This window comes from Mycobacterium sp. SMC-21, assembly GCF_045310825.1.
Lineage (GTDB): Bacteria > Actinomycetota > Actinomycetes > Mycobacteriales > Mycobacteriaceae > Mycobacterium.
Genome location: NZ_JBJIAO010000003.1, coordinates 22,888 through 45,315, shown reverse-complemented (window position 1 = coordinate 45,315; position 22,428 = coordinate 22,888). Strand labels below are relative to the sequence as shown.

Below are 22,428 nucleotides of genomic sequence, written 5' to 3'. Positions count from 1 at the left end.
CTACAACTCCAGCTCCGACACCAGCGCGTCGACGACCTCCAGCAGGTCCCCGTCGGTTTCCTCGGCGACCCGGCGCTGCCGTTGATAGGAGCCGCCCAGGGTGTAGATGTCGGCGACCCGAGCCAGTTCATCGGCGCAATGCAGCGATGCCGCAACCGGTTCCAGCCGGTTCAGCAGGTCGTCGAGGTCTTCGGTGACCAGCCGCTCGTTGCTGTCCGCGTCCAGGATGATCTCCGCGTCCAGCCCGTAACGCGCTGCGCGCCACTTGTTTTCCTGCACATGCCAGGGCGGCATGGTCGGCAGCTGCTCACCGGCGTCCAGCCGGCGGTCCAGGTCGACGATCAGGCAGTGCGTCAGTGCAACCAGCGCACCGAGTTCGGCGATGTTGGACACTCCGTCGAAAATCCGGACCTCGATGGTGCCGAGATGCGGCGACGGCCGGATGTCCCAACGGATTTCGTTCATGTGGTCGATGATGCCGGTCTTGCGCTGGTCGTAGACGAAGCGCTCGAAGTGCGACCACTTCTGGAAGTGGAACGGCAGGCCCGCGGTCGGCAACTGCTGGAACATCATGGCCCGGTTGCTGGCGTAGCCGGTGTCCTCACCCTCCCAGTACGGCGACGACGCCGACAGCGCCAGCAGATGCGGGTACTGATTGAGCAGCGACGTGATGATCGGCATCACCTTGTGCGCCGACGAGATCCCGACGTGCACGTGCACGCCCCAGATCAGCATCTGCCGGCCCCACCACTGGGTCCGTTTGATCAGCTCGGCGTAGCGCTGACCTTCGGTGAGCTGCTGGCTCTCCCACTCCGCGAACGGGTGGGTGCCGGCACAGAACAGCTCCATGCCGCGGTCGCGCACGATCCGGCGGACCGGGCCGAGCGTGGACCGCAGGTCGTCCATGGCCTCGCCGACGGTGTCGCACACGCCGGTGACCACCTCGACGGTGTTGCGCAGCAATTCCTTGTGCACATGCGGGGTCTCGCCGATCTCGGCGATGACCGCGGCGGCCTCGTTGCTGAGGTCACGCGTGCGGGCATCGACGAGGGCGAACTCCCATTCGACGCCGAGGGTCGGCCGAGGCGACCCGGCGAAATCGATTCGCGGTGGGGTGTGGCTGTCCGCGCTACCCGGCAGCGATGACACCGCACGCCACGCGCTTACCGGAGTCACCGGTGTTCATCGAAGCCTCGTCCGCACCGGGAGCGGCGCCCTGGATCTGCTGGTACCGGTCAGCCGGGATGTTGCCGAAGTTGTCGGCCTTCTCGTGGATGATCAGCGCGGTCTTGTTACCGGCGAGCAGCTGCTCGGCGGTGAAGGCGTCGGTGGTGGTCACCAGAGAGCCGGTGCCGTCGCCCTTGATCTGCAGCGAGGCGAGGTCACCACTCATCGGGTAGCCGGTGTGGCCGGGAGCCTGGAAGTGTCCGCCGGCGGACAGGAAGTCACCGGGCGCGCCACCGGTCGGGGCAACCGAGTTCGGCTCACACTTGCCGGCCGAGTGGATGTGCAGGCCGTGGAAACCGGGAGTCAGCACGCCGCCTGCGGTGGTCTTGACCGTCAGCGTGGCGAACCCGCCGTTGAACAGGAACTCGGCGGTCGCGACCGTCGTTCCCTCGGGGGTCTTCAGCTCGGTGACCAGCTTCTCGCCGATCGGGGCAGCCTGCGGGGCCGCTTTTTCGCCGGCCTTTTCACCGTGGCCCTGCGGGGCGTGCTCGACGCCGGTCCAGATCGCCGGGGTGGTGCCGGGCACGGACGAGGGGACCTGTCCGGGAGGGGCACACGCAGCGACGACAGGAGCGATGACCGCAGCGGCGGCAAGGAAGCGAATCGGGGCTGAGATCGGCATGCCGGAGAGCCTAACCGGTCACCAGAACGATCACGCCTGGTCCCTTGTCATTGAGGGCCGGGATGCGCGGTTCGACGGGTGCGTCGAGGATTTTGCCGACCGCTTCGGCGGCTTCCTTCTCCCCCGCGGCGTCACCGAAATACACGGTCGTGGCGGGCGGCGGCGCGTCCACGCTGAGGTTGTCGGTCTCGGTGACGTTCCACTGCGCCTCGTGCAGCTTGTCGGCGACGCCCTTTGCGGCGCCGGCAACCTCGGAGATGTTGAAGACCTTGACGTCGGCCTTGGCGGGCGCGGGCGTCGTCGACGTCGTGGTAACCGTGGCCGAGGTGGCGCTGGCAGAACTGCTCGACGAGCTCGAGTCAGAGCTGCTGTCCGAACTCAGCGACTGGAACGCCACCAGCAGGAACACGACACCAAGAAACAACAGCACCATGACCATGGCGCGCAGGGGCAGTCCGGAGGACTCTCGCTGATTCATTGCTCCCCACCTTATCGAGGCGGACCCTCAGGGCAGAAAAGCTAGGTGATTTCGAAACCGAGACGACGCGCGGCCTTGGCCTTCTGGCGGCTGGCCCGCTGCCGGCGCAGTCGCTTGACCAGCATCGGGTCCGCGGCCAGCGCCTCAGGTCGGTCGACCAGGGCGTTGAGCACCTGGTAGTAGCGGGTCGCCGACATCGAGAACAGTTCCTTGATGGCGTCCTCTTTGGAACCCGCGAATTTCCACCACTGACGTTCGAAACCAAGAATGTCGTGTTCGCGGCGGGTCAACCCGTCGGCGAGCTCAGAGTCGTCCCCGGATCGCTCAGTACGCGCCATAGCGCCGTCCATTTCGCCCCTGGACCCTTTCTCTGATCTCGGTATATGCCAGCCTGTTTCGCGCGTCACAACGGATCTGGGACGCAGCAAGTGGTTCGGCGAACATTCAACCATGACCGACGGTATTGAGCCGTGATCGTTACCCGCGAGTCGGGTCACTAAGATTGCTCGTCATGGCTGTCCGTCCAATCTGCATCGTCGGTGACCCTGTTCTGCACACCGCGACCACTCCGGTGGCCGTCGGCGCCGACGGGTCTCTTCCTTCCGATCTCGCCGAGCTCATCGACGACATGTACGAAACGATGGACAAGGCCAACGGCGTGGGTCTGGCGGCAAACCAGATCGGTGTCGGGCTGCGGCTGTTCGTCTACGACTGCGCCGACGACCGCGGCCAGACCGCGCGGCGTCGCGGCGTGGTGATCAACCCGGTGCTGGAGACGTCGGAAATCCCCGAGACCATGCCCGACCCGGACTACGACGACGAGGGCTGCCTGTCGGTTCCCGGTGAGTCGTTCCCGACCGGCCGCGCCACGTGGGCGAAGGTCACCGGTCTGGACGCCGACGGTAAGCCGATCGAGCTGGAAGGCACCGGCCTGTTCGCCCGCATGCTGCAGCACGAGACCGGCCACCTCGACGGCTTCCTGTACCTCGACTGCCTGATCGGCCGCAACGCGCGGGCCGCAAAGCGGATGATCAAGTCGAACAAGTGGGGCGTGCCGGGGCTGAGCTGGATGCCGGGCGAGGTCGACGACCCGTTCGGGCACTGATGCCCGCCAGCGGGCGCGTCGGTAGCCGCGTCTCGCTGCGCTACCGCTTGGCCGAACCTGAGGCCGACCCCGGCGCCGAGGCCTTCACCGACGTCGTCGGCCATCTCGAGGCGCTCGACCCCCTGGTCGTGGTGCGCACCAAATCGGGTGAGCGCGTCGAGATCAGCCCCGCCGCGGTGATGTCGGTACGCGAGCTGTCGCATGCCCCGGTACGCAATTCGGAGATTCGAGCGGTCGAGCATGCTGCCGCGCTCGCCTGGCCCGGCACCGAGCAGCACTGGGTCGACGGCTGGCTGCTGCGGGCCGGTGGCACGGACATGCGAACCAATTCTGCTGTGCCGCTGCTCTTTTCATCGGACTTGACGGCCCTGCCGGCCATCGCCGACTGGTACGCCGCGCGCGGACTGCAGCCGTGGGTCGCGCTCCCGGAGCGGCTGCTGCCGGTCCGTTCCGAGGGCATCGAGCCCAATCGCGTTCTGACCGTTGAATTGCCGGGCGGCGCGGCTGCCGAACTGCCCGCGATCCCGGATGCCCGGTGGCAGCAGATTCACGCGCACGACGTTGCCGTCGAGGTGCTCACCGCCGTCGTCGACGGCGACGTGGCGTTCGCCACCGTGGCCGATGCCGCGGTCGGGCGCGCCGCGGTGACCACCGCACCCGACGGCACGGTGTGGGCGGGACTTTCCGACGTCGCCGTACTGGAGCCGGAACGTCGACGCGGACTGGGCCGCGCCGTCTGCGCGGAGCTGATGTCCTGGGCCGCCGGCCGCGGTGCGACGCACGCATATGTACGGGTTCCCGACGACAACGCGCCGGCGCTCGCGCTGGCCGAGTCGATCGGTTTCCGGTTGCATCACCGGTCTCGGTACGTGCTCCTGTAACGCCGAAGACCACGGTTTCTCGCGCGACATCGTCGGCGCCCGGGAAACCGTGGCCTCGGCAGGTACCGGCTAGGCTGCGTCAGCCCCGCTGTGGGACGAACCACCCTGGCCTGCGGTGGATTTCGCCGGTGCCGGCTTCTTCGCGGGCTTCGGCTTCTCGGCCTTCTCCGCCTTCGGCTTGCCCGGCTTCTTCGAATCGGACTTCTTGGTCTCCGACTTGGTCGTCTCCGACCTGGTGTCGGACTTCGTTGCATCCGGCTTGGTCGAGTCCGGCTTGGTCGAGTCGGGCTTGGTCGACTCGACCTTGTGGTCGTCCGACTTCTGGTTGTCGGGCTTCGCCGGGGTCGCCGGGGTCGCGGGCGTCGCCGGAGTCGCGGGGGTGGCGGGCGTCTCCGAGCCGGCCGGCGTCGCGGGCGTGGCCGGGGTCGCCGGCGCAGCCGGAGTTGCCGGGGCCGCCGCCGTCTCCGACTTGGCGGGGGTGGCGGGCTTCTCGGCCGTCTCCGGGGCCTGTGCCGCGGTGGCCTTGACCTGAGTCACCGCGAGGGCAGGCTGCGGGATCGAGGTGATCGAGTTGTCCGTCGCTGCCTTGGTCACCGACACCTGCGTCGTCGCGGCTGCCGGCTCGACAGCAGCCTTGGGGGCCAGCGGGTTACCGGTGCCGCTCCAGCCGATGGCCTTGGCCAGAATGTGGCCGAGGGAAACCAACGCCCCGATCGGTCCGATGCCACGACCGTCAACGGGGAACTCCGAGGGCCCGAAGATCTCGGTGTAGACGTCCTGGCCGATCGAGTTGAGGATCGAGCCACCGATGCCGCTGTCGTCGAAACCCGTGGCACCGGCGGTGAACAGCCCGCCGAACTGGATGCTGAGTGCCCGGAGCTGGGTGTTGTACTTCAGCAGTCCCGAGTTGTTGACGAGGGGCGTCAGCGCCGTGAGGTCGAGCTTGGCGCCGTTGAGGAAGCCGTTGACCATGTTGGCCGGGATGTTGATGACGGACTGCACAGCCTTGGCCACATCGCCGGCCGACAACGCGGCGCCGACGGCGGTGAGGCTGTTGACCAGTGCCACGACCGGGCTGATCGCCGGGCCCGCCAAACCGATGAGAACACCGCTCAGTGGCGAGGCCAAGAAGGTCAGGACCTGCGAGACGACAGCGTTGGCCTGCGGGTTGTCGTAGGTCGGCAACATCTTCGGGATCATCTGGAGCAGCAGCGTGTGCCAGCCATCGTTCGACTGAGACGCCGCGGCGGTGTCGGCGGGATTAACGCCGATGCCGGTGGCGGCGCCGACCGCGGACTGCAGGTTGTGCCCGACCTCACCGATCACCGTGCCGATGCTGCCCGGGTTCTTCAGGATCGCCTCGACGTGGCGGATCTGGTTGGCCAAGAACTGTTGCAGCAACACTGCCGGGGCGTCGGAGAATGCCTCTCCGATGCGGCCGGCATTCGCCGATGCGGTGTTGAACGCGTTCAGCCACGGCTGCAGCGGGTTGTATGCCGCTGTCAGCTGCACCGCGGCGGTACTGACCGACGGCAGCGCCGGAAGCTTGACCGAGGCAGGTGCCGACGACAGCAGTGGGGCGGCCACGATGGCCGCCGTGGTCGCTGCGCAGATACCCGCCTTGGTATGGCGACGGACCGCTGAATCCATGTGTACGACTCCCTCTTTCCGAGTTGATTGGGGTTGGTTGATGCGGGGAATCGGTGGGCCTCCCCCGAGCCGGGAGGCCCACCGATCGTTGACCTGCTAGCTCGACGCGCCCGAGGCGTGCGAGCCGGCGCCACCGTCGGCGCCGTGAGTCGAACCACCCTGGCCCGCAGTGGATTTCGCCGGAGCATGCTTCTTCACGGGCTTCGGCTTCTCCGACTTCTGCTTGGCCGGCTTCTTCGATTCGGACTTCTTGGTCTCAGACTTCGTCGTCTCCGACTTCGTCGTCTCCGACTTGGTCGAGTCCGTCTTGTGGTCATCCGACTTCTGGTTGTCGGGATTCGCCGGGGTGGCCGGAGTCGCGGGGGTGGCGGGCGTAGCCGGGGTCGCCGGCGTCTCCGCAGTGGCCGGGGTGGCCGGGGTGGCGGGCGTCGCCGGAGTGGCCGGGGTCGCCGACGTCTCCGACTTGGCCGGCGTGGCCGGCTTCTCGGCTGTCTCCGGCGCCTGCGCCGCGGTGGCCTTCACCTGCGTCACCGCCACCGATGCCTGCGGGATGGAGGTGATCGAGTTGTCCGTGGCCGCCTTGGTCACCGAAACCTGGGTTGCCGCAGCCGGTTCGGCGGCGGTCTTGGGGGCCAACGGGTTACCGGTGCCGCTCCAGCCGATGGCCTTGGCCAGCAGGTGGCTGAGGTTGACGAGCGCGCCGATCGGCCCGATGCCCTGGCCGGTGATTTCCAGCGGGAATCCCGGAGCGAGCACCGTTTCGGCCGTCAGACCCAGGGAGTTCAGGATCGAGCCACCGATGCCGGTCATGTCCATGCCCGTCACGCCGGCGGTGAACAGGCCACCGAACTGGATGTTGAGTTTCTGCAGTTCGTTGCCGGCCGGCATGGTCTTGGTGATCAGCGGCGCCAGCACATCCAGGTTGAGATTGGCGCCGTTCAGGAAACCATTCACCATGGCGGCCGGGATGTTGATGGCAGCCTGCGCCGCGGCCATCGCGTTACCGGCGGCGAGCGAGGTGGCGATCTTGGTGATGCTGTTGACCAGCGCCACCACGGGGCTGATGCCGGGACCCACCAAACCCATCAGCACACCACTGAGGGGTGAGGCCAGCACGTTGACCACCTGCGTGACGATCGCGGACGCCTGCGGGTTGCCGGCTGTCGGAAGCATGTTCGGGAGCATCTGCGCGACCAGGCCGTGCCAGACGTCGTTCGAGCCGGCGATGGTCCAGTCATCCGGCTTGGTCCCCAGCAGCGTGGCGGCGGTGATGGCCGACTTCACGTTCTGCCCGACGTCCTGGATCACGGCGCCGATGTTGCCGGGGTTCTGCAGGATGGCCCCCACATGGCTGATCTGGTTCGCCAGGAACTGCTGCAGCAACACCGCCGGCGCCTCGGAGACGACCGCACCGATTCGCTGCGCGTTCTCCGACGCGGTGTTGAACGCGTCGAGCCACGGCTGCAGCGGGTTGTACGCCGCGGTCAGCTGGACCGCGGCGCTGCTGACCGACGGCAGCGACGGCAGATGCGCGGCGGCAGGCACCGACGGCAACAGCGGGCCGGCCACGATGGCCGCCGTGGTCGCTGCGCAGATACCCGCCTTGGTATGGCGACGAACCGCAACATTCATGAAGTGACTCCTCGGGGTCGGCTTGCTTACTGGCGGGTAATTTACCGACGAGTAACCGAGTTAATCCAGAGTTTTTGACGAAGTCGTAACGAATCGGTAGCGACGGCATACGGCTCACAGGTAACACCAAGCCTGTTTGCGTATTAGCCGGTAAACCGCCGTTTATAGGCCCGCTAACCGTCCGGCAAATGGCCAGTCGGCAAACCCATTTACGGCGCCCGGTAAGGCTTCGGCGCGACCCCGTAAACCCGGCCGAACCTGCCAGATATATTCCGATTAGTAATGCTCAGACGCGTTTTTTGCATCGTGACCGAGACCACACCGGGCTGTGATCGTGACCGGAATCTCACACGAGCAGAAGCCGCCCTGTGAACTCGGCGGGGGCGCCCTGTTTCCCACACGCGGCAAATCGGACATGGGTCACAGCGACGCTTTCGCGAGATTGCTGCAGCCGCGTGCCCGGCAGCCGGCCGAGGCTTCGACCGGTGTCCACATGGTGAGACAACATGTGGGACTGACGGTCCCGGGCAATGCGGGCGACGGTCGTCCGGGGCTCCGCAGGGCACGACCGCCGATGCCGGCCGGCACTTCGCCAAGTATCTTGGATCGGCGGTGGAACGCACCGAAGTGTCAGGCTGGTCAGGGGTTGCGGGTGCAAGAGAATGCGGCGCTGTCGGCCGCCGAGTTGCTCGAACTCAACCGTGACGTTCAGGGCTCGCGCGCGGTCCGGCTGCTGGCCACCAACAATCTCGGCGTCTATGCCACTTTGATGGAGCGGCACCTCAGTGACGGCATGGTCGCCGAGACCGATCTGGTCGTCCGGCTGGAACGCGATCTGGCGGCGCTCGGCGACACCGACGACCAGCTCGGGCAGTCCGGCCTCGCCCTGATCAAGTCGTGGGCCAGCCAGGGCTGGGTGCACCGCGTTGCCGAAACCCGCACGGGTGCCGAACGCAATGTCTGTTATCTGACGCAGGACGCGCGTCGTGCCCTCGACTTCGTCCGCGGCATGCGTCGCGGCGACAGCATCGCCACCGGCGGTTCGATCGCCGGTATCGCGTCCCGCATGCGTCAGATCGCCACGCGTGCCGGAAACGACCCCGACCGCATCCGGGCCGGTATCGAAGCCGAGATCGCCGCGCTGCACCGCGAGCTCGACGAGTTGGAAGCGGGCCTGCGCCCCGAGCCCGACGTCACCGACATGTACGACGAGGCCCGCGCCATCGCACTGCAGATGGAACGGCTGATCACCGACATCGGCCTCTACGGCACCATGATCGAGCAGGCCACGCAGGCGCTCGACGATCCGATCGACACCAACATCGAGTACCGCGACCGGCAGCGCCAGATGTATGCCGACTACCAGGCGGCGTGGGATTCGGCGGGCCGCGATTCGCATCGCGCGTTCCTGCGCATGATCAACGACCCCGACCAGCGTGCCGAATTCGAGAACGACATCGCCACCGTGGCGTCGGCGCTGCCCGAGCTGGACCCGGCGCTGCGCAAGGTGATGGCGGGGTTCTTCGAGTTGATCGGCCACCAGATCGACGAGGTCGAACGCATCCAGCAGCGGTGCGCGCAGCGGGTCAAACGGTTCACCGCGTTCGGCACCATGGAGTCCAGCCGCGGCGTGGCCCGCCAGCTCAACGAGGCCATCGGCGCGGCCCGGACACTGCTGAAGTCGTCCCTCACCGACTCCCGCCTGGATATCGAAGTCCCCTTGGCCCGGCACGCGATCAGCTCGATCGGCGCACTGAGTTTCAAGATCGGCGACCTCTCGGCACCCAAGCCCGCCGAAGCGGCACAGGGTGACGTCGACCTGTCGACCTTCGCGGCGCTGACCACCCAGGTCGACGCACCCGCGATGTCCGAGATGATCAATGCCGCGGTCGCGCGCCGCCCGGTGTCACTGGCCGAGGCCGTCTCGATGCTCGATTCGGCGTACCTGGGCCACGTCATCGTGTTGTGGTCGTGGGCCCTCAAACAACCCGCGGGACCGGGTGACCAGAGCGACGACACCATGTCGGTGCGCTTCCGCTCGCTCGACGGTCGCGACCGCGAGATCGAGGTGCCCTACCTGATGTTCACCGAGCCGGTCATGAGTACAGGAGCCATGCATGACTGACAGCCCCATCGATTTCGCCTCGCTGCCCGAGGTCGACAGCACCAGCCGGGCGGCACAGCAGCGTCGCCCGCGGTTCGACGGCGACGTCAGCGCCATGCCGGACCGCGCCTGCTGGGCCCTGCAGCATCTGCTGACCCGCCGCTACATCAGCAGCGAGTCCGACCGCGACATCTACAGCTGGATTCTGGAGTACCGCAACGAATTGTCGGTGCGGCTGTCCGAACTCGACCTGCAGTTGCGCATCTCCGAAGGCGTCGACATCGCGTTCATCGAGCAGGCCCGTTACGAGTCGGCCAAGGGCATCAAGCTGTTGCGCCGCGAGCCCCTGGGCACCTACGACTCGATTCTGGCGCTGCATCTGGCGCAGCTCATGCGCGCCGGCGGCGACCAGAGCTTCCTCATCACCCGTGACGAGATGCATGGCATGTTCAGCGGCGTGCTGAACGAAACCGACCGTGACGCAGTCACGTTCACCGCCCGGATCGACGCGGCCATCGCCCGCCTCACCGGACTCGACATCCTGCGCCGTAGCCGTGATGACGAGGACAGCTACACCGTGAGCCCCGTCATCACGGCTGTGATGACGGCCTCGGTGATCACCGAGCTGCAGCAGCAGTTCGAACAACTCACCGGCGGAGGTACTGAAGCCGATGTCTGAGCAGTTCCACCTGTCCCGGCTCCAGATCATCAACTGGGGCGTGTTCGACGGTTATCACAGCATTCCGTTCAGCGCCGGCGGCTCACTGGTCGCGGGCGGCTCCGGCAGCGGTAAATCGTCACTGCTGGACGCGATTTCACTGGGCTTCTTACCGTTCAACCGGCGCAACTTCAACGCGTCGGGCGACAACACGGCGGCCGGCTCGAGCGCAGGCCGCCGCACCGTCGACAAGTATGTCCGCGGCGCCTGGGGCCAGCGCAGCGAAGCCGGCACCAGCCAGGTGATGTACCTGCGCGGTGAAGGCACCACCTGGTCCGCGGTCGCGGTGACCTACACCAGCAACACCGGCCGCACCATCACCGGCCTGGTACTCAAATGGCTGACCGGAGAATCGCGTTCGGATTCGTCGAGCCGGTTCGTCATCGGCGACGGCGACCTGGACATCGAGGACGTCTGCAACCGGTGGGCCGCGGGCCGGTTCGACGCCGGCGTTTTCAAGGGCGACGGCTGGCGGTTCACCACGAAGGTCGAGTCGCAGTACCTGGCGCAGCTGTACGCCTCGATCGGCATCCGTGCCTCGGACGCCGCACAACAGCTGCTCGGCAAGGCCAAGTCCCTGAAAAGCGTTGGTGGGCTTGAGCAGTTCGTCCGGGAGTTCATGCTGGATGAGCCCGACAGTCTGGCCCGGCTGCCCGAGGCGCTCAAGCAGATCGACCCGCTCGTCGAGGCCCGGGAACTACTCGCGGTGGCTCAGCGCAAGCGCAAGATCCTCGGCGACATCGAGGCCATTCAGGTCCGCTATGCCTCCGAGTCGACCGACCTCGGAATCATCGATCTGGTCGACCTGCCGATGGTGCGGGCCTACACCGATCATGTGCGGCTGCGACACTGCCCCGCCGAGATCGAGACGCTCGACGCGACCATCGATCAGCTTGAGAACGAGAACGCCGACCTGACGCGGCAGCTGAATCTGGCCAAGGCCGAGGGTGATTCGCTCAACGCCCAGATCAATGGCGCGTCGGCGAATGTCGGCCCGCTGCAGGCCCAGGTCAATGCGGCCGAAGCGCAGGCCGACGACGTGGCCCGGCGGCGCGCGGCTTACGAGGAGATGGTCGCGGCCCTCGGCGTCGAAGTGCCCGATACGGCCGACGAATTCTGGAACCTGCGCGAGGAGCTCACCCGGCAGGCCACCGAGATGCTGGGCAAGCTCGAGTGGGGGCGCGATGCGTCCACCGACGCGGAGTACGCACAGAAGTCGGCGCGGATCCTGCGCGACAACGCGGCCAAGGAACTCAAGCGTGTCGAGCACGTGGGTTCGGCGCTGCCCGAGTCCGCCGTGACGATGCGCGACCACATCTGCGCGGGCGTCGGCATCGACCCTGCCGAACTGCCTTATGTCGCCGAACTTTTCGATTTGCAGCCCGAGCACTCCCGCTGGCGGCTCGCGGTCGAGAAGGTGCTGCGCGGGGTCGGCCTGCGGTTGCTGGTGCCCGATCAGCACTATGCCAAGGTGCTTCGGTTCGTCAACGAGACCAACATGCGCGGACGGCTGGCGCTGCACCACGTTCGGGCCGGCGCCTCGGGACGCGAGGCCGAGCCGAACACGTTGGCGGGCAAGCTTTTCCTGGTCAAGCCGAAGCATCCGTGTGCCGCCGAGGCCGCCGATGTGATCGCCGCGGCCGGTGACCACATCTGTGTCGACACCCCCGACGTGTTCGTGCGGTTCCGCCGCGCCGTCACCGACACGGGCCTCTACAAGGACTCCGACCGGCTGGCCATCAAGGACGACCGCCGCCCGATCAAGCCGTCCGAGTACATCTACCAGGGCGACATCGGCGCCAAGCTGGAAGCGCTGCACGCCGAGCTCACCGAAGCCGAGGAAGCGTTCAACACCGCCCGGCGGGCCGCGGATGAGATTGCCGCACAACGGCAGCGCTGGCGCGACCGCGCAGCGGCGTGCAAGGCCGTCTACGAACAGTTCCCACAGTGGAGCCAGATCGACACCGACACCGCCGAGGGCCACGCCGACCGGCTCCGCGAGCAGTACGAGCTGCTGCTGGCCGACCACCCCGACATCGAGGCGCTGTCGGCCCGCGCCGAGGAGTGCTGGGTCGACATCCAGACCCTGATGACCCGGCGCGGCGCCATCCAGACCCGGCGCGACGATCTCGACGCCCGCCGGACCAAGCTGATGGACCTGCAGGACCGGCTCTCCCCCGCTGCGGTGTCGGAGCAGGCCACAGATCTGTTGCGCCGCTACGCAGCTGAAGTGCCGGTGCCGCTGGAACTGCTCAACCCCGAGCCGCACCGCGAGGCGCTGTTCGCCGCCATCCGCCGCGAACGCGACCAGCTCACCGAGAGCCGGCGGCGCTCCTACGAGGAGCTTTCCCGCATCGTCGCGACGTTCGACGCGTCGTTCCCGGATGCGATTCCGAACGACTCGGACGACTTCGATGAGCGCATCTACGACTACGTGGCGGTCTGCCGTCACATCGACGAGCGCGAGTTGCCCGACGCCTATGACCGCATGATGCGGCTGATCACCGAGCAGGCGCCCGACGCGATCCTCACCCTGCACCGCGTCGCCGAGCAGGAGACCCGGCGGATCAGCGAGCAGATCGATCGCGTCAACACCGGTCTGGGCGCGGTGGAGTTCAACCGCGGCACCCGGCTGACGCTGCGCGCCAACCCGCGGGCCATGGCCGCCGTCTCCGAGCTGACCGACATCGTCAAGGCGATCTCCCGGCGCATCGCCGAGGTGGGGCTGGGCGACAAGAAGGCGATCCTCGAGCAGTACGCCGACATCCTGCGGTTGCGAAACCGGTTGGCCGGCAACAATCCCGAGGACCGCGCCTGGACCCGCGATGCGCTCGATGTGCGCAACCGGTTCACGTTCGACTGCGCCGAGTGGGACGTGGCGAGCGATGAACTGATCCGCACGCACAGCAACGCCGGCGACAACTCCGGTGGCGAGCAGGAGAAGCTGATGGCCTTCTGCTTGGCCGGGGCGCTGAGCTTCAACCTGGCCAACCCGGAAAGCGGCGACAACAAGCCGGTTTTCGCGCAGCTGATGCTGGACGAGGCGTTCTCCAAGTCCGACCCACAGTTCGCGTCGCAGGCGCTGCAGGCGTTCCGCAAGTTCGGTTTCCAGCTGGTGATCGTCGCGACGGTGCAGAACGCCACCACCATTCAGCCGTACATCGACGGCGTGGTGATGGTGTCCAAGTCCGAGGCCACGGGCCGCAATGCCCGGCCGGTTGCCAATGTCGCGACCAAGACCATCACCGATTTCACTGCCCTACGTCGGGAACTGAAAGTCCCCGAGCCTGTCTGATCGGAGCGTCATGCGTATCGCCACCTGGAACGTCAACTCCATCCGCACCCGGGTCGACCGGGTCACCGACTGGCTGTCCCGCGCCGACGTCGACGTGCTCGCCATGCAGGAGACCAAGTGCAAGGACGAGCAGTTTCCGACCATGCCGTTCGCGGCGCTCGGTTACGAGGTGGCGCACGTCGGGCACAGCCAGTGGAACGGCGTGGCGATCGCGTCCCGCGTCGGACTCGATGACGTGCAGATCGGTTTCGCGGGCCAGCCGCAGTGGCAGGACGCCGATGAGGCCCGCGCCATCGGCGCCACCTGCGGCGGGGTCCGGCTGTGGAGTCTGTACGTGCCCAACGGCCGGACATTGGAAGACCCGCACCTGCCGTACAAGCTCAAATGGCTTGCCGCCCTGCGTGATACCGCGGCCGGCTGGCTGGCCGACGATCCGTCGCTGCCGCTGGCCCTCATGGGTGACTGGAACATCGCACCGACCGACGAAGACGTCTGGGACATGGCGGTGTTCGCCAACTCGACGCACGTCTCCGAGCCGGAACGTGCGGCGTTCCGCGCCATCAACGACGCCGGCTTTGCGGACGTGGTCCGCCCCTTCACCCCGGGGCCCGGCGTCTACACCTACTGGGACTACACGCAGCTGCGGTTCCCCAAGAAGCAGGGCATGCGCATCGACTTCGTGCTGGGCTCACCGGAGTTCGCGGCCCGCGTCACCCACGGCGAGATCGTCCGCGAGGAGCGAAAAGGCAAGCAGCCCAGCGATCATGCACCGGTGCTGGTGGAGTTGGCGCAGTGAGCACGGTCATTCACGCCGCCGAGCCGGCCAGCCTGCGCGCCCGCATCATCCACTTCTTCGCGTCATTGCTGTTGGCCCGCATCCTGATTCGCGCGCTGACCACGGCGGAGTACGAGGCGACGACACAGCGGATCGTGCGGGTGGGACGCAATGTCAACAAGTTGGCCAGCCTGCAGCGTCGTCGGCCACCGCGCGGCTTCCGTCTGGTCGCCGAGAACTGGAACGGCCTGCCGGTCGAGTGGGTTTCGCCGTCGGACCTCGACGCGCCCATCACCGACGGCGTCATTCTGTACTTCCACGGCGGCGGGTTCGTCCTCGGTGATCTGAACACCCACCTGCGCGCCGTCGCGGCGCTCTCGCGCGTCACGCGATTGCCGTTGGTACACATCGAGTATCGGCAGTACCCGGAGGTCGACCTGGCGACGACCATCCAGGACTGCCTGGGCGCTTACCGTCACTTGCTGAGCCAGGGCGTCGATCCGGCCAAGGTCATCCTCGCCGGCGACTCGGCCGGTGGATTCCTGGCGTTCGCCACCGCGCAACAGGCCCCGAAGCACGGGCTCCCGGCGCCGGCAGGGGTGGTCGGTATCTCGCCGCTGCTGGAATTGGACAACGCGGCACGCACCGCGCATGCGACCGCGGCGACGGACGTCTTCGGGATCGCCGCCGGCTTCCCTGTCATCACCGAGCGCATCTGCCCCGCCGGCAATCTCGACGAATTGGAGCCGGTGTCCGGTCCGATGGACGCGATGCCGCCGTCGCTGATCGTCGCATCCGAGACGGAATCACTGCTGTGTGACGCCGAACGGATGCAGGACAAACTGCTCCAGGCCGGACGCAGGTGCGATGTCGCGGCGTGGCCGAGTCAGGTCCACGCGTTCCCGGCCATCTTCCCCGGGCTGCCCGAGAGCCGCCGGGCCTACGCGCGTATGGCCAGTTTCATCGCCGACTGCCTTTCCGGCACGGCCCCGGCACAGTCCGCCTAATTCAGGTACTGCTCCACCGACTCGACGAGCGCGGCCTCGACGCGGCGCAGCGGCACGTCCGACTTGGTTGCCTGGGCCATGACGATGGCGCCCTCCACCGCGGCGACGGTCAGCGTCGCCTGCCGCGCGGCATTGTCGGCTGACAGTCCGGCGGCTTCCAGGCCGGCAGCGATGCGGCGTTCCCAGTCGAGGAAGACCTCACCAGCGGTGTCGGCCGCGGCCGGTGCCTCCGACCTGCCGAGGGCGGCTGCCATGATCGGGCAGCCGATCTCGAAGTCACTGCTGTTCAGGTTCGAAATCCACATCTCGACGAAGGCCCGCACCGCCCCGACCGGACCGTTTTCGCCGATCAGGCGGTCGATGCCGTCGCCCAGCATGTTGCCTGCCGCGACGGTCGCGTCGGCGACGAGTTCGGCCTTGCCACCAGGGAAGTTCAGGTAGAGGGACCGCCGCGCAGTACCGCTGCGTTCGAGCAGCTGGCTGAGCCCCATGCCGGAAACGCCCTGGCGCCGAATCAGATCGATGGCTGTGACGACGAGCCGATCCCGGGCACTCATGTGACGTAACTCCCTGTCCTTCAGCATTGTTTGTACACCAGTCGGTCTACTAGCGTCTGCCTCCAATAGTAGACCGAACGGTGTAGTTCCGGTCTCGAATCAAGGGGGTCCGGGTGGGACACAACAGTAGGTTTTTCGCCGCCACCAGTCGTTTCTGTGCCAAATGGGCGTGGGCCGTCATCGGCTTCTGGATCGCACTCGCCGGAATCCTCAACGTCGCCATCCCCCAACTCGAGCAGACCGTTGCCGAGCACTCGGCGCCGTTCATGCCCGCGAACATCAAGGCCGCACAGACGCTGCGCGAGATGTCCGACGCCTTCGGCGTCCCGCGGTCCTCGGCCGTCGGGAGCGTGGTGCTGGTCGATGAGAAGGGCATCAACGCGGCCGACGAAGCCCTGTACCGCAACATCGTCGCCACCTTGCAGCGCGACACCACCAACGTCGCCTACGTGCTCGACACCTATGACAATCCGCAACTACGGGACATCGCACTCAGCCCCGACCACAAGGCGATCAACCTCGTCCTTGCCGGCACCGGCGACGTCGGGTCCACCAAGGCACACAAGAACACCATCGCGATCCGCGATCAGCTCCAGGCCCTGCCCAAACCCCCGGGGGTCGGGGTGTACCTCACCGGACCGTCGCCGACATTGGCCGACCTGTTCAGTGCCATGGACTTCTCCCTGCTGATCATCACCGCGGTGTCCGTCCTACTGATCACCCTGGTCCTGCTGATGGTCTATCGGTCGCTGGCCACGGCAATGGTCCCGCTGCTGACCATCGGCATCGCCCTCGGCGTGGCCCGCCCTATCGTGTCGTTGCTCGGCATGGGCGGGACCCTCACCGTCTCGAACTTCACCATCTCGCTGATGACGGCGATGCTGCTCGGCGCCGCCACCGATTACGCGATCTTCATCCTCGCCGGCTATCACGAGGCCCGGCGCAGCCAGGTGCCCGTCGTCGATGCGATAGCGCAAGCCGGACAGCGGGTTTCGGGCATCCTGATCGCCTCGATGCTGACCATCGCGGCGGCCGCTACCGCGATGGGATTCACCGAGCTCGGCATGTTCAAGGCCGCCGGCCCACCGATCGCCATCGCGATCGTCGTCGGACTGGCGGTGTCGATGTCCCTGCCCTACGCCCTACTGTCGATCCTGGGACGCCGCGGCCTGGCCGAACCGCGTCCCCTCAACGACCGACGCTGGCGCCGCATCGGATCCACCATGATCCGCCGGTCCGGAGTCCTGGTGACGGCATCGCTGGTGCTGCTGCTCAGTTCCGCAGCGGTTCTCACCACCTTCCGGGTGAACTTCGACGAAAATTCCATGCAGCTCGACGACACCGAGAGCTCCGTCGGCTACGAGAAGACCTACGCCCACTGGGGTGTCAACGAGGCGGCACCGGAATACCTCATCGTGTCGGCCGACCATGACATGCGGAACACCGACGACCTGGCCGCGCTCGACCGCGTTGCCGGTCGCCTGTCGGGGATGCCCGAGATCGCCTACGTCCGTTCGATGACCCGGCCGGCCGGAAAGCAGTTGCCGCAGACCACCATCGGCTACCAGGCGGGGATCGTGGCCGACCGGCTCGGCGATGCCAAGAACCAGGTCAACAAAGCCGTTCCCGACATCCACCGACTGGACGCCGGCGCGGCCCAACTGCGCGACGGCGCCGCCTCCGCGGTGACGCAGCTTCCCCAATTGGTTTCGGGCATCAGGCAAGTCACCGGACTCGCCCATCAGGTGCTCGACGGATACCAGGCCGCCGGCGCCGGGCTGTCCACCCTCACCGACGGCACCGTGGACGTCCGGTCGGCATTGGCCGATCTCAGCTCCTCCACCGGATTGCTCGACGCCGCGTTGCAGGCCATCGACGGCAACGCACAGGTCGCCGACGCCGGTCGGCTGGTGAGCTCGGCACTGGGCTCCGCCCTGGACCCGCAACCTGGACCGGACTGCCTGATGAACCCGGTGTGCAGCCGGGCCCGCGCCGACATCGCCGAACTCGACGCCATCTCCAACGGCGCGGTCAGCCGGGCGCTGCTACAGGCCCAGCGGCTCTCCGCGGTCCCGCAGGTGACCGTCGAGAAGGTGCGGGCCGCCGAGCCGGCCATCCGAAAAGCGTTGGCCACCTTGCAGAAGATGGTGTCGAACCTGCCCGGCGGCTCGCCGGCGCAGGCACGCACCCAGCTGACCGAACTCGTGCGAGGCGCGGACCAGCTCAGCGCCGGGATGACCCGGCTGGCCGTCGGGCTCGATCAGGTCAAGGGCGGCGTCGACCAGGTGGTCACCATGTCCGGCCGGCTCACCGACGGGCTCGGCCAGGCGACGGACTACCTGACGACATTGAGCACCCACACCGGTGACGGCCCAGCCTCCGGCTTCTACCTTCCGCCGCAAGGTTTTTCCGATCCGGCCTTCCGGGCCGCACAGGACCTGCTGTTCTCCCCCGACGGCAAGACCGCGCGGATGCTCGTCATCTGGAAGATCAACCCGTACAGCGCCCAGGCCCTCGACGCCTCCCGCGCACTGGCGCCGGCGGCGACCGAGGCCGCGTCTGGAACGTCTTTGCAGACAGCACGTTTCGCGAGTACCGGCCTGGCGTCGCTGTCGGCCGACATGCGTGACCAGGTGTGGCACGACTTCGCCGTCTACGGCATCGTCGCGATCCTGGGTGTGCTGCTGGTGCTGATCGCGCTGCTCCGTAGCATCCTCGCGCCCGTATTCATGGTCGCCGTGGTGACGCTGTCGTTCGCCGCCGCCTCTGGATTCAGCGTCCTGGTGTGGCAGCACCTCATCGGTGTCGACATCGACTGGTCGGTCTTCCCGGTGTCCTTCATGGCGCTCATCGCCGTCGGCGCGGACTACAGCATGCTGTTCGCCGCCCGCATCCGCGACGAGTCCGGGGACGGCATGATCCGCGGCATCATGCGCAGCTTCGGCAGCACCGGCAGCGTCATCACCACCGCCGGAATCGTCTTCGCGCTCACCATGTTCGCGCTGATGACCGGCCGAGTGATCAACCTGCTGCAGATCGGGTTCACCATCGGCATCGGCCTGCTGATCGACATCACCCTGGTACGCACCGTGCTGGTGCCGGCGGCGATGGCGATGATCGGCAACCGCATCTGGTGGCCGAGCAAGCCGAACGCCGGGCACTCCGCGACGGCGAACATGGAGCGCGAGCCGGTGACCGTCGACGCTTAGGTGGGCTGGGTAAGTCGCGGGCGGTCCTCCGACCGCTACCGCCGCCTGGAGGCAGCGCCGGCGGATCGTCGACGGTTAGGTCGCCTAGCTGTCCTCTGACGTTCATGCGGCACAGGACCCTCGACGGTTAGGTCGACTCCGCAATCGTTCCGGCCCATCCCAGAGGGCTCCGGCGCCGGCCGGTCGATCCTCGACGGTTAGGGCGACTAATCGGTCCTGTCGTTCCAGCGCGGCGGGTTGTCGGCGGCTCGCCGTTTGGCGTCCCGCGTTCGCGGGGCGAGTTGGCTAGTTGCCCTAACCGTCGACGATCCCCGCCCGGGCGCCAATCCTGCTGGGGCCCTTCTGTTTAGGTGTCCTAATCGTCGATGCCAGGGTGTCGCAACCGCCTGGACTTGTCGGTGGGCAGGTCTACATTCGAACGTATGAGCGAAACAATTAGTGATCCCCTCGCCGCGGCCGCGGCGGTCGACGCGATCACCCTGGCCACCCGGGAAGAGAACGCCGCCGGCGCCCGCCGCCTGGATGCGATCGGTGACCTGTGGGCGCTGCGAGCCCCCGACGACGACATCGAGAAACGCTATTGGGCGATCGACGGCTATGCCGGCCTGGTCGTCGAGGTCGCCGCCGCCCTGGGGGTGTCCCGCAAGCGGGCCCAAGCGCAGGTGGACCGGGCGGTGATGCTGCGCACCCGCCTGCCCAAGGTAGCGGCCATCTACGCCAACGGCCTGATCGACGCGGTGATGGTCGCGATGATCGTCGCCCGCACCGACCTGATCATCGACGACGACGTCGCCGGCCAGGTCGACGCCGACCTGGCCGCCAAGATCGTGGCCTGGGGCCGGTTGTCGAAACCGAAAATGGAACAACGCATCGACGCCATCATCGCCGCGTCCGATCAGGCCGGGGTCCACCCACCCAAGCCCCCGTCGCAGGCCCGCTACCTGGATGTTCGTGCGTCCGGCCCGGGGTGCGCGAGCATCTGCGGCACCGTGGACGCGGCGACCGCGGCCGTGCTGGACGCCGCCATCGACGACCTCGCCAAGGGGGTGTGCCGTAACGATCCGCGCAGCCATGATCAGCGCCGCGCCGCCGCTATCGATGCCCTGGCCCGCGGGCAGCGCCTGGCATGCCGATGCGGACAGGACGACTGCCCAGCGGACACCGGCGAGCTGCCGGCCCAGACCGTCGGGACCCGCGCGGTCATCCACGTCATCGCCACACCGGAGGCAGTGAACGGGCAGGCCCCAGGATTCCTGCCCGGGTACGGACAGATCCCCGCCGAGCAGGTCGCCCACCTCGCCGAGGGCGCGATCATCCGTCAGGTGGAGATCCCGCCCGATGCGGCCGAGTCGCGGTACCGGCCCTCGGCCAAGCTGGCCGAGTTCGTCCGCTGCCGGGATTTGACCTGCCGGTTCCCGGGCTGTGACCGGCCTGCGCAGGCGTGCGACCTCGACCACACCGTGCCGTACCCGGCCGGGCCGACGCACCCGTCAGACCTCAAATGCCTGTGCCGGTTCCACCACCTACTCAAAACATTCCACGGCTGGACCGACCACCAATACCCCGACGGCACCGTCGTCTGGGTCGCCCCCACTGGACACACCTACATCACCAAACCCGAAGGCGCCCACTGGTATCCCCAACTGGCCACACCCACCGGAACACCCACAATCACCGAACAACCACCACGCACCCCCGGGCGCGGCCACTGCATGCCCAAACGCAAACGCACCCGCGCCCAAGAACGCCAACAACTCATCAACGAAGCACGCATGCTCAACGAAGAACGCATCGCCAGCGAAGAATGGCACCGATACCGCGAACTCGAAATGGCCCGCGCCGCAGAGGAATGGGATGAACCCGCACCCTTCTGAGCACGGAAGGCGGCAGCCCACAACGGGTTTCACCGTCATCAGCTACGCCGAGTGCTACGGGCACCCCAGGAACTGGCAGGTCGCGTTGGTGTTCTCGCCCGCGACGGTGCGGTAGTGGGGGTGGCCGCCGTACCAGCCGTCTTCGGCGGTCATGCCGACGACCTGGGGCGGCATTCCGCGGTGTACCAAGTTGTATCGATGGCAGGTCGTCCAGTCCCAGTCGACCTCGGTGAAGCCTCCGGGGACCGGCTGGCCCGGACACCAGGTGCCCGAGGAGGGTTCTGCCTGGGCAGTGCCGGCACTCAACCCGAAAGCGGCCAGACTCATCCCGCCGGACAACAGTGCCGCCGCGGCCAGTCGTGCGATTCGTCGCGTCATGTGAACTCACCTGTCTCTGCTGCTGATTGGTGAAGGAAGCATGCAGCCCGACGCTTGGCAGATTCTTGGCTTGCCCCCACGGGGCAGCCGAGCACGACCCGGCACCGGTCCGGTCCCCGGGTCGGTTCGGCGCCTGCGGCTAAACCAGTTCCGGCACCCGCAGGTGAGCGAAGGCCACGTCGAACTCGGCCTCGTCCAGCTCGGCCGCACCGGTTTCCTTCATGCGCATCTGCTTCATCGTGCGCGCGCCATCCCGGTTGCGCTCCATGGCTTCTCGGCTGTCGAACGTCGTGCAGGCCACGCCGCGTCCGGTGTTCCGATTGACCAGCAGGCTGGTGCTGCAGAAGCCCTCGAGCGCCTCACTGTCGGGGACGATGTTCATCTTGAAATGCTCGATGGCGGCGTCGGCGTGGGCCGGGTCGACATGTCCCCACGTAACCCGCGCGCACGCGCCCTCGGGCATCTGGCGAGCGCGGTGCAATATCGCGATGTCCCACTCGTCAACGGTCGGGGCGCCGCCACTGAACATCTGGGTCGCCTTTTCACGAATCGGCCGAACCTGCTCGGCGACGGCGTTCATCGCGTCCTGGGACTCCCACGCGGTCACCACGATGCACCGGCCGGACTCCCGGTCGGTGAGCAGCGACATGCCGACGAACCCGTCGAGACCTTGGAGTTGGGGCATCACTTCATCGCGGAGGTGAGCCACTCCCGAGTCGATAGCCGAGGGTTGTGCGTTGATAGTGGTAGAGCGTGCGTACACGGCCCACCCCCTCTATATCGGGGCAGCGCCCCAGCGGCGCCGCCGGTCCACCGATATACGTTCCTCCGATGTTCGGCGGGTGGCAATAGCCGATCGACACGGGTCTCGATATTGACGAGTGAGGACGAATTCCGTTCTGCGAGAACAGGAATT

The 22,428-nt window shown here is 67.2% G+C and carries 18 protein-coding genes; 9 read left to right on the top strand and 9 right to left on the bottom strand.

Going from position 1 to position 22,428, the window contains the following annotated elements:
* From ACJH6H_RS03955 to ACJH6H_RS03940, 4 genes are read right to left on the bottom strand one after another with little or no spacing between them, the layout of a single operon-like run.
* Complete coding sequence (locus ACJH6H_RS03955) at nt 1-1,149, bottom strand: glutamate--cysteine ligase (protein WP_318986669.1); 1,149 nt, start codon at nt 1,147-1,149, stop codon at nt 1-3.
* On the bottom strand, nt 1,130-1,849 hold the full coding sequence (gene sodC / locus ACJH6H_RS03950; RefSeq protein ID WP_318986652.1) for a superoxide dismutase[Cu-Zn]: 720 nt from the start codon (nt 1,847-1,849) through the stop codon (nt 1,130-1,132). Before sodC ends, ACJH6H_RS03955 begins: the two co-directional genes overlap by 20 nt.
* A gap of 10 nt (nt 1,850-1,859) precedes the next feature.
* A complete protein-coding gene (locus ACJH6H_RS03945) occupies nt 1,860-2,327 on the bottom strand; it encodes a LytR C-terminal domain-containing protein (RefSeq protein ID WP_318986653.1) in 468 nt (155 codons plus the stop codon).
* Between the two features lie 41 nt (nt 2,328-2,368).
* A complete protein-coding gene (locus ACJH6H_RS03940) occupies nt 2,369-2,677 on the bottom strand; it encodes a DUF3263 domain-containing protein (RefSeq protein ID WP_029105136.1) in 309 nt (102 codons plus the stop codon).
* Between the two features lie 161 nt (nt 2,678-2,838).
* Between ACJH6H_RS03940 and ACJH6H_RS03935 the strand changes: the two genes are divergently transcribed.
* Complete coding sequence (locus ACJH6H_RS03935) at nt 2,839-3,432, top strand: peptide deformylase (RefSeq protein ID WP_406774283.1); 594 nt, start codon at nt 2,839-2,841, stop codon at nt 3,430-3,432.
* Entirely contained in the window at nt 3,432-4,313 is an 882-nt protein-coding gene (locus ACJH6H_RS03930; protein ID WP_406774282.1) for a GNAT family N-acetyltransferase, read from the top strand. The genes ACJH6H_RS03935 and ACJH6H_RS03930 overlap by 1 nt, the downstream gene beginning before the upstream one ends.
* Before the next feature lie 69 nt (nt 4,314-4,382).
* Here ACJH6H_RS03930 and gjpA (ACJH6H_RS03925) read toward each other — a convergent pair whose 3' ends face one another.
* Nucleotides 4,383-5,963: an outer membrane porin GjpA gene (gjpA, locus tag ACJH6H_RS03925; RefSeq protein WP_406774281.1), complete on the bottom strand. Its 1,581-nt coding sequence runs from the start codon at nt 5,961-5,963 to the stop codon at nt 4,383-4,385.
* 96 nt (nt 5,964-6,059) lie between these two features.
* A complete protein-coding gene (gene gjpA, locus ACJH6H_RS03920) occupies nt 6,060-7,595 on the bottom strand; it encodes an outer membrane porin GjpA (RefSeq protein ID WP_406774280.1) in 1,536 nt (511 codons plus the stop codon).
* A gap of 652 nt (nt 7,596-8,247) precedes the next feature.
* On the opposite strand from gjpA (ACJH6H_RS03920), the gene ACJH6H_RS03915 reads away from it, so the two are divergent.
* From ACJH6H_RS03915 to ACJH6H_RS03895, 5 genes are read left to right on the top strand one after another with little or no spacing between them, the layout of a single operon-like run.
* Nucleotides 8,248-9,720, top strand: a complete 1,473-nt coding sequence (locus ACJH6H_RS03915; protein WP_318986657.1) for a DUF3375 domain-containing protein — start codon at nt 8,248-8,250, stop codon at nt 9,718-9,720.
* Entirely contained in the window at nt 9,713-10,378 is a 666-nt protein-coding gene (locus ACJH6H_RS03910; protein ID WP_406774279.1) for a DUF4194 domain-containing protein, read from the top strand. Before ACJH6H_RS03915 ends, ACJH6H_RS03910 begins: the two co-directional genes overlap by 8 nt.
* A complete protein-coding gene (locus ACJH6H_RS03905; RefSeq protein ID WP_406774278.1) occupies nt 10,371-13,712 on the top strand; it encodes an ATP-binding protein in 3,342 nt (1,113 codons plus the stop codon). Before ACJH6H_RS03910 ends, ACJH6H_RS03905 begins: the two co-directional genes overlap by 8 nt.
* 10 nt (nt 13,713-13,722) lie before the next feature.
* Nucleotides 13,723-14,508, top strand: a complete 786-nt coding sequence (locus tag ACJH6H_RS03900) for an exodeoxyribonuclease III (RefSeq protein ID WP_406774277.1) — start codon at nt 13,723-13,725, stop codon at nt 14,506-14,508.
* Complete coding sequence (locus ACJH6H_RS03895) at nt 14,505-15,494, top strand: alpha/beta hydrolase (RefSeq protein WP_406774276.1); 990 nt, start codon at nt 14,505-14,507, stop codon at nt 15,492-15,494. The genes ACJH6H_RS03900 and ACJH6H_RS03895 overlap by 4 nt, the downstream gene beginning before the upstream one ends.
* Here the strand turns inward: ACJH6H_RS03895 and ACJH6H_RS03890 are convergent.
* Nucleotides 15,491-16,051: a TetR/AcrR family transcriptional regulator gene (locus ACJH6H_RS03890; RefSeq protein WP_406774275.1), complete on the bottom strand. Its 561-nt coding sequence runs from the start codon at nt 16,049-16,051 to the stop codon at nt 15,491-15,493. The genes ACJH6H_RS03895 and ACJH6H_RS03890 overlap by 4 nt on opposite strands.
* A 113-nt stretch (nt 16,052-16,164) precedes the next feature.
* Here ACJH6H_RS03890 and ACJH6H_RS03885 point away from each other — a divergent pair, with 113 nt between their 5' ends.
* Both ACJH6H_RS03885 and ACJH6H_RS03880 read left to right on the top strand, forming a co-directional pair.
* Nucleotides 16,165-19,260, top strand: a complete 3,096-nt coding sequence (locus tag ACJH6H_RS03885) for an MMPL family transporter (protein ID WP_406774274.1) — start codon at nt 16,165-16,167, stop codon at nt 19,258-19,260.
* Nucleotides 19,261-19,682: 422 nt separating this feature from the next.
* Nucleotides 19,683-21,134, top strand: coding sequence for a DUF222 domain-containing protein (locus ACJH6H_RS03880; RefSeq protein WP_406774273.1), 1,452 nt, complete (start codon nt 19,683-19,685; stop codon nt 21,132-21,134).
* Between the two features lie 54 nt (nt 21,135-21,188).
* On the opposite strand, the gene ACJH6H_RS03875 is transcribed toward ACJH6H_RS03880, so the two are convergent.
* Nucleotides 21,189-21,512, bottom strand: coding sequence for a hypothetical protein (locus ACJH6H_RS03875; protein ID WP_061004478.1), 324 nt, complete (start codon nt 21,510-21,512; stop codon nt 21,189-21,191).
* A gap of 139 nt (nt 21,513-21,651) precedes the next feature.
* Nucleotides 21,652-22,275 (bottom strand): hypothetical protein, encoded by a 624-nt coding sequence (locus ACJH6H_RS03870; protein WP_061004476.1) that lies wholly within the window; start codon nt 22,273-22,275, stop codon nt 21,652-21,654.
* Nucleotides 22,276-22,428: the final 153 nt, after the last annotated feature.

What these genes read in the sequence shown, in the direction of transcription:
- sodC (WP_318986652.1), bottom strand. Translation starts at nt 1,849, where the DNA reads ATGCCGATCTCAGCCCCGATTCGCTTCCTTGCCGCCGCTGCGGTCATC.
- ACJH6H_RS03945 (WP_318986653.1), bottom strand. Translation starts at nt 2,327, where the DNA reads ATGAATCAGCGAGAGTCCTCCGGACTGCCCCTGCGCGCCATGGTCATG.
- ACJH6H_RS03940 (WP_029105136.1), bottom strand. Translation starts at nt 2,677, where the DNA reads ATGGACGGCGCTATGGCGCGTACTGAGCGATCCGGGGACGACTCTGAG.
- ACJH6H_RS03935 (WP_406774283.1), top strand. Translation starts at nt 2,839, where the DNA reads ATGGCTGTCCGTCCAATCTGCATCGTCGGTGACCCTGTTCTGCACACC.
- ACJH6H_RS03930 (WP_406774282.1), top strand. Translation starts at nt 3,432, where the DNA reads ATGCCCGCCAGCGGGCGCGTCGGTAGCCGCGTCTCGCTGCGCTACCGC.
- gjpA (WP_406774281.1), bottom strand. Translation starts at nt 5,963, where the DNA reads ATGGATTCAGCGGTCCGTCGCCATACCAAGGCGGGTATCTGCGCAGCG.
- gjpA (WP_406774280.1), bottom strand. Translation starts at nt 7,595, where the DNA reads ATGAATGTTGCGGTTCGTCGCCATACCAAGGCGGGTATCTGCGCAGCG.
- ACJH6H_RS03910 (WP_406774279.1), top strand. Translation starts at nt 9,713, where the DNA reads ATGACTGACAGCCCCATCGATTTCGCCTCGCTGCCCGAGGTCGACAGC.
- ACJH6H_RS03905 (WP_406774278.1), top strand. Translation starts at nt 10,371, where the DNA reads ATGTCTGAGCAGTTCCACCTGTCCCGGCTCCAGATCATCAACTGGGGC.
- ACJH6H_RS03900 (WP_406774277.1), top strand. Translation starts at nt 13,723, where the DNA reads ATGCGTATCGCCACCTGGAACGTCAACTCCATCCGCACCCGGGTCGAC.
- ACJH6H_RS03890 (WP_406774275.1), bottom strand. Translation starts at nt 16,051, where the DNA reads ATGAGTGCCCGGGATCGGCTCGTCGTCACAGCCATCGATCTGATTCGG.
- ACJH6H_RS03880 (WP_406774273.1), top strand. Translation starts at nt 19,683, where the DNA reads ATGAGCGAAACAATTAGTGATCCCCTCGCCGCGGCCGCGGCGGTCGAC.
- ACJH6H_RS03875 (WP_061004478.1), bottom strand. Translation starts at nt 21,512, where the DNA reads ATGACGCGACGAATCGCACGACTGGCCGCGGCGGCACTGTTGTCCGGC.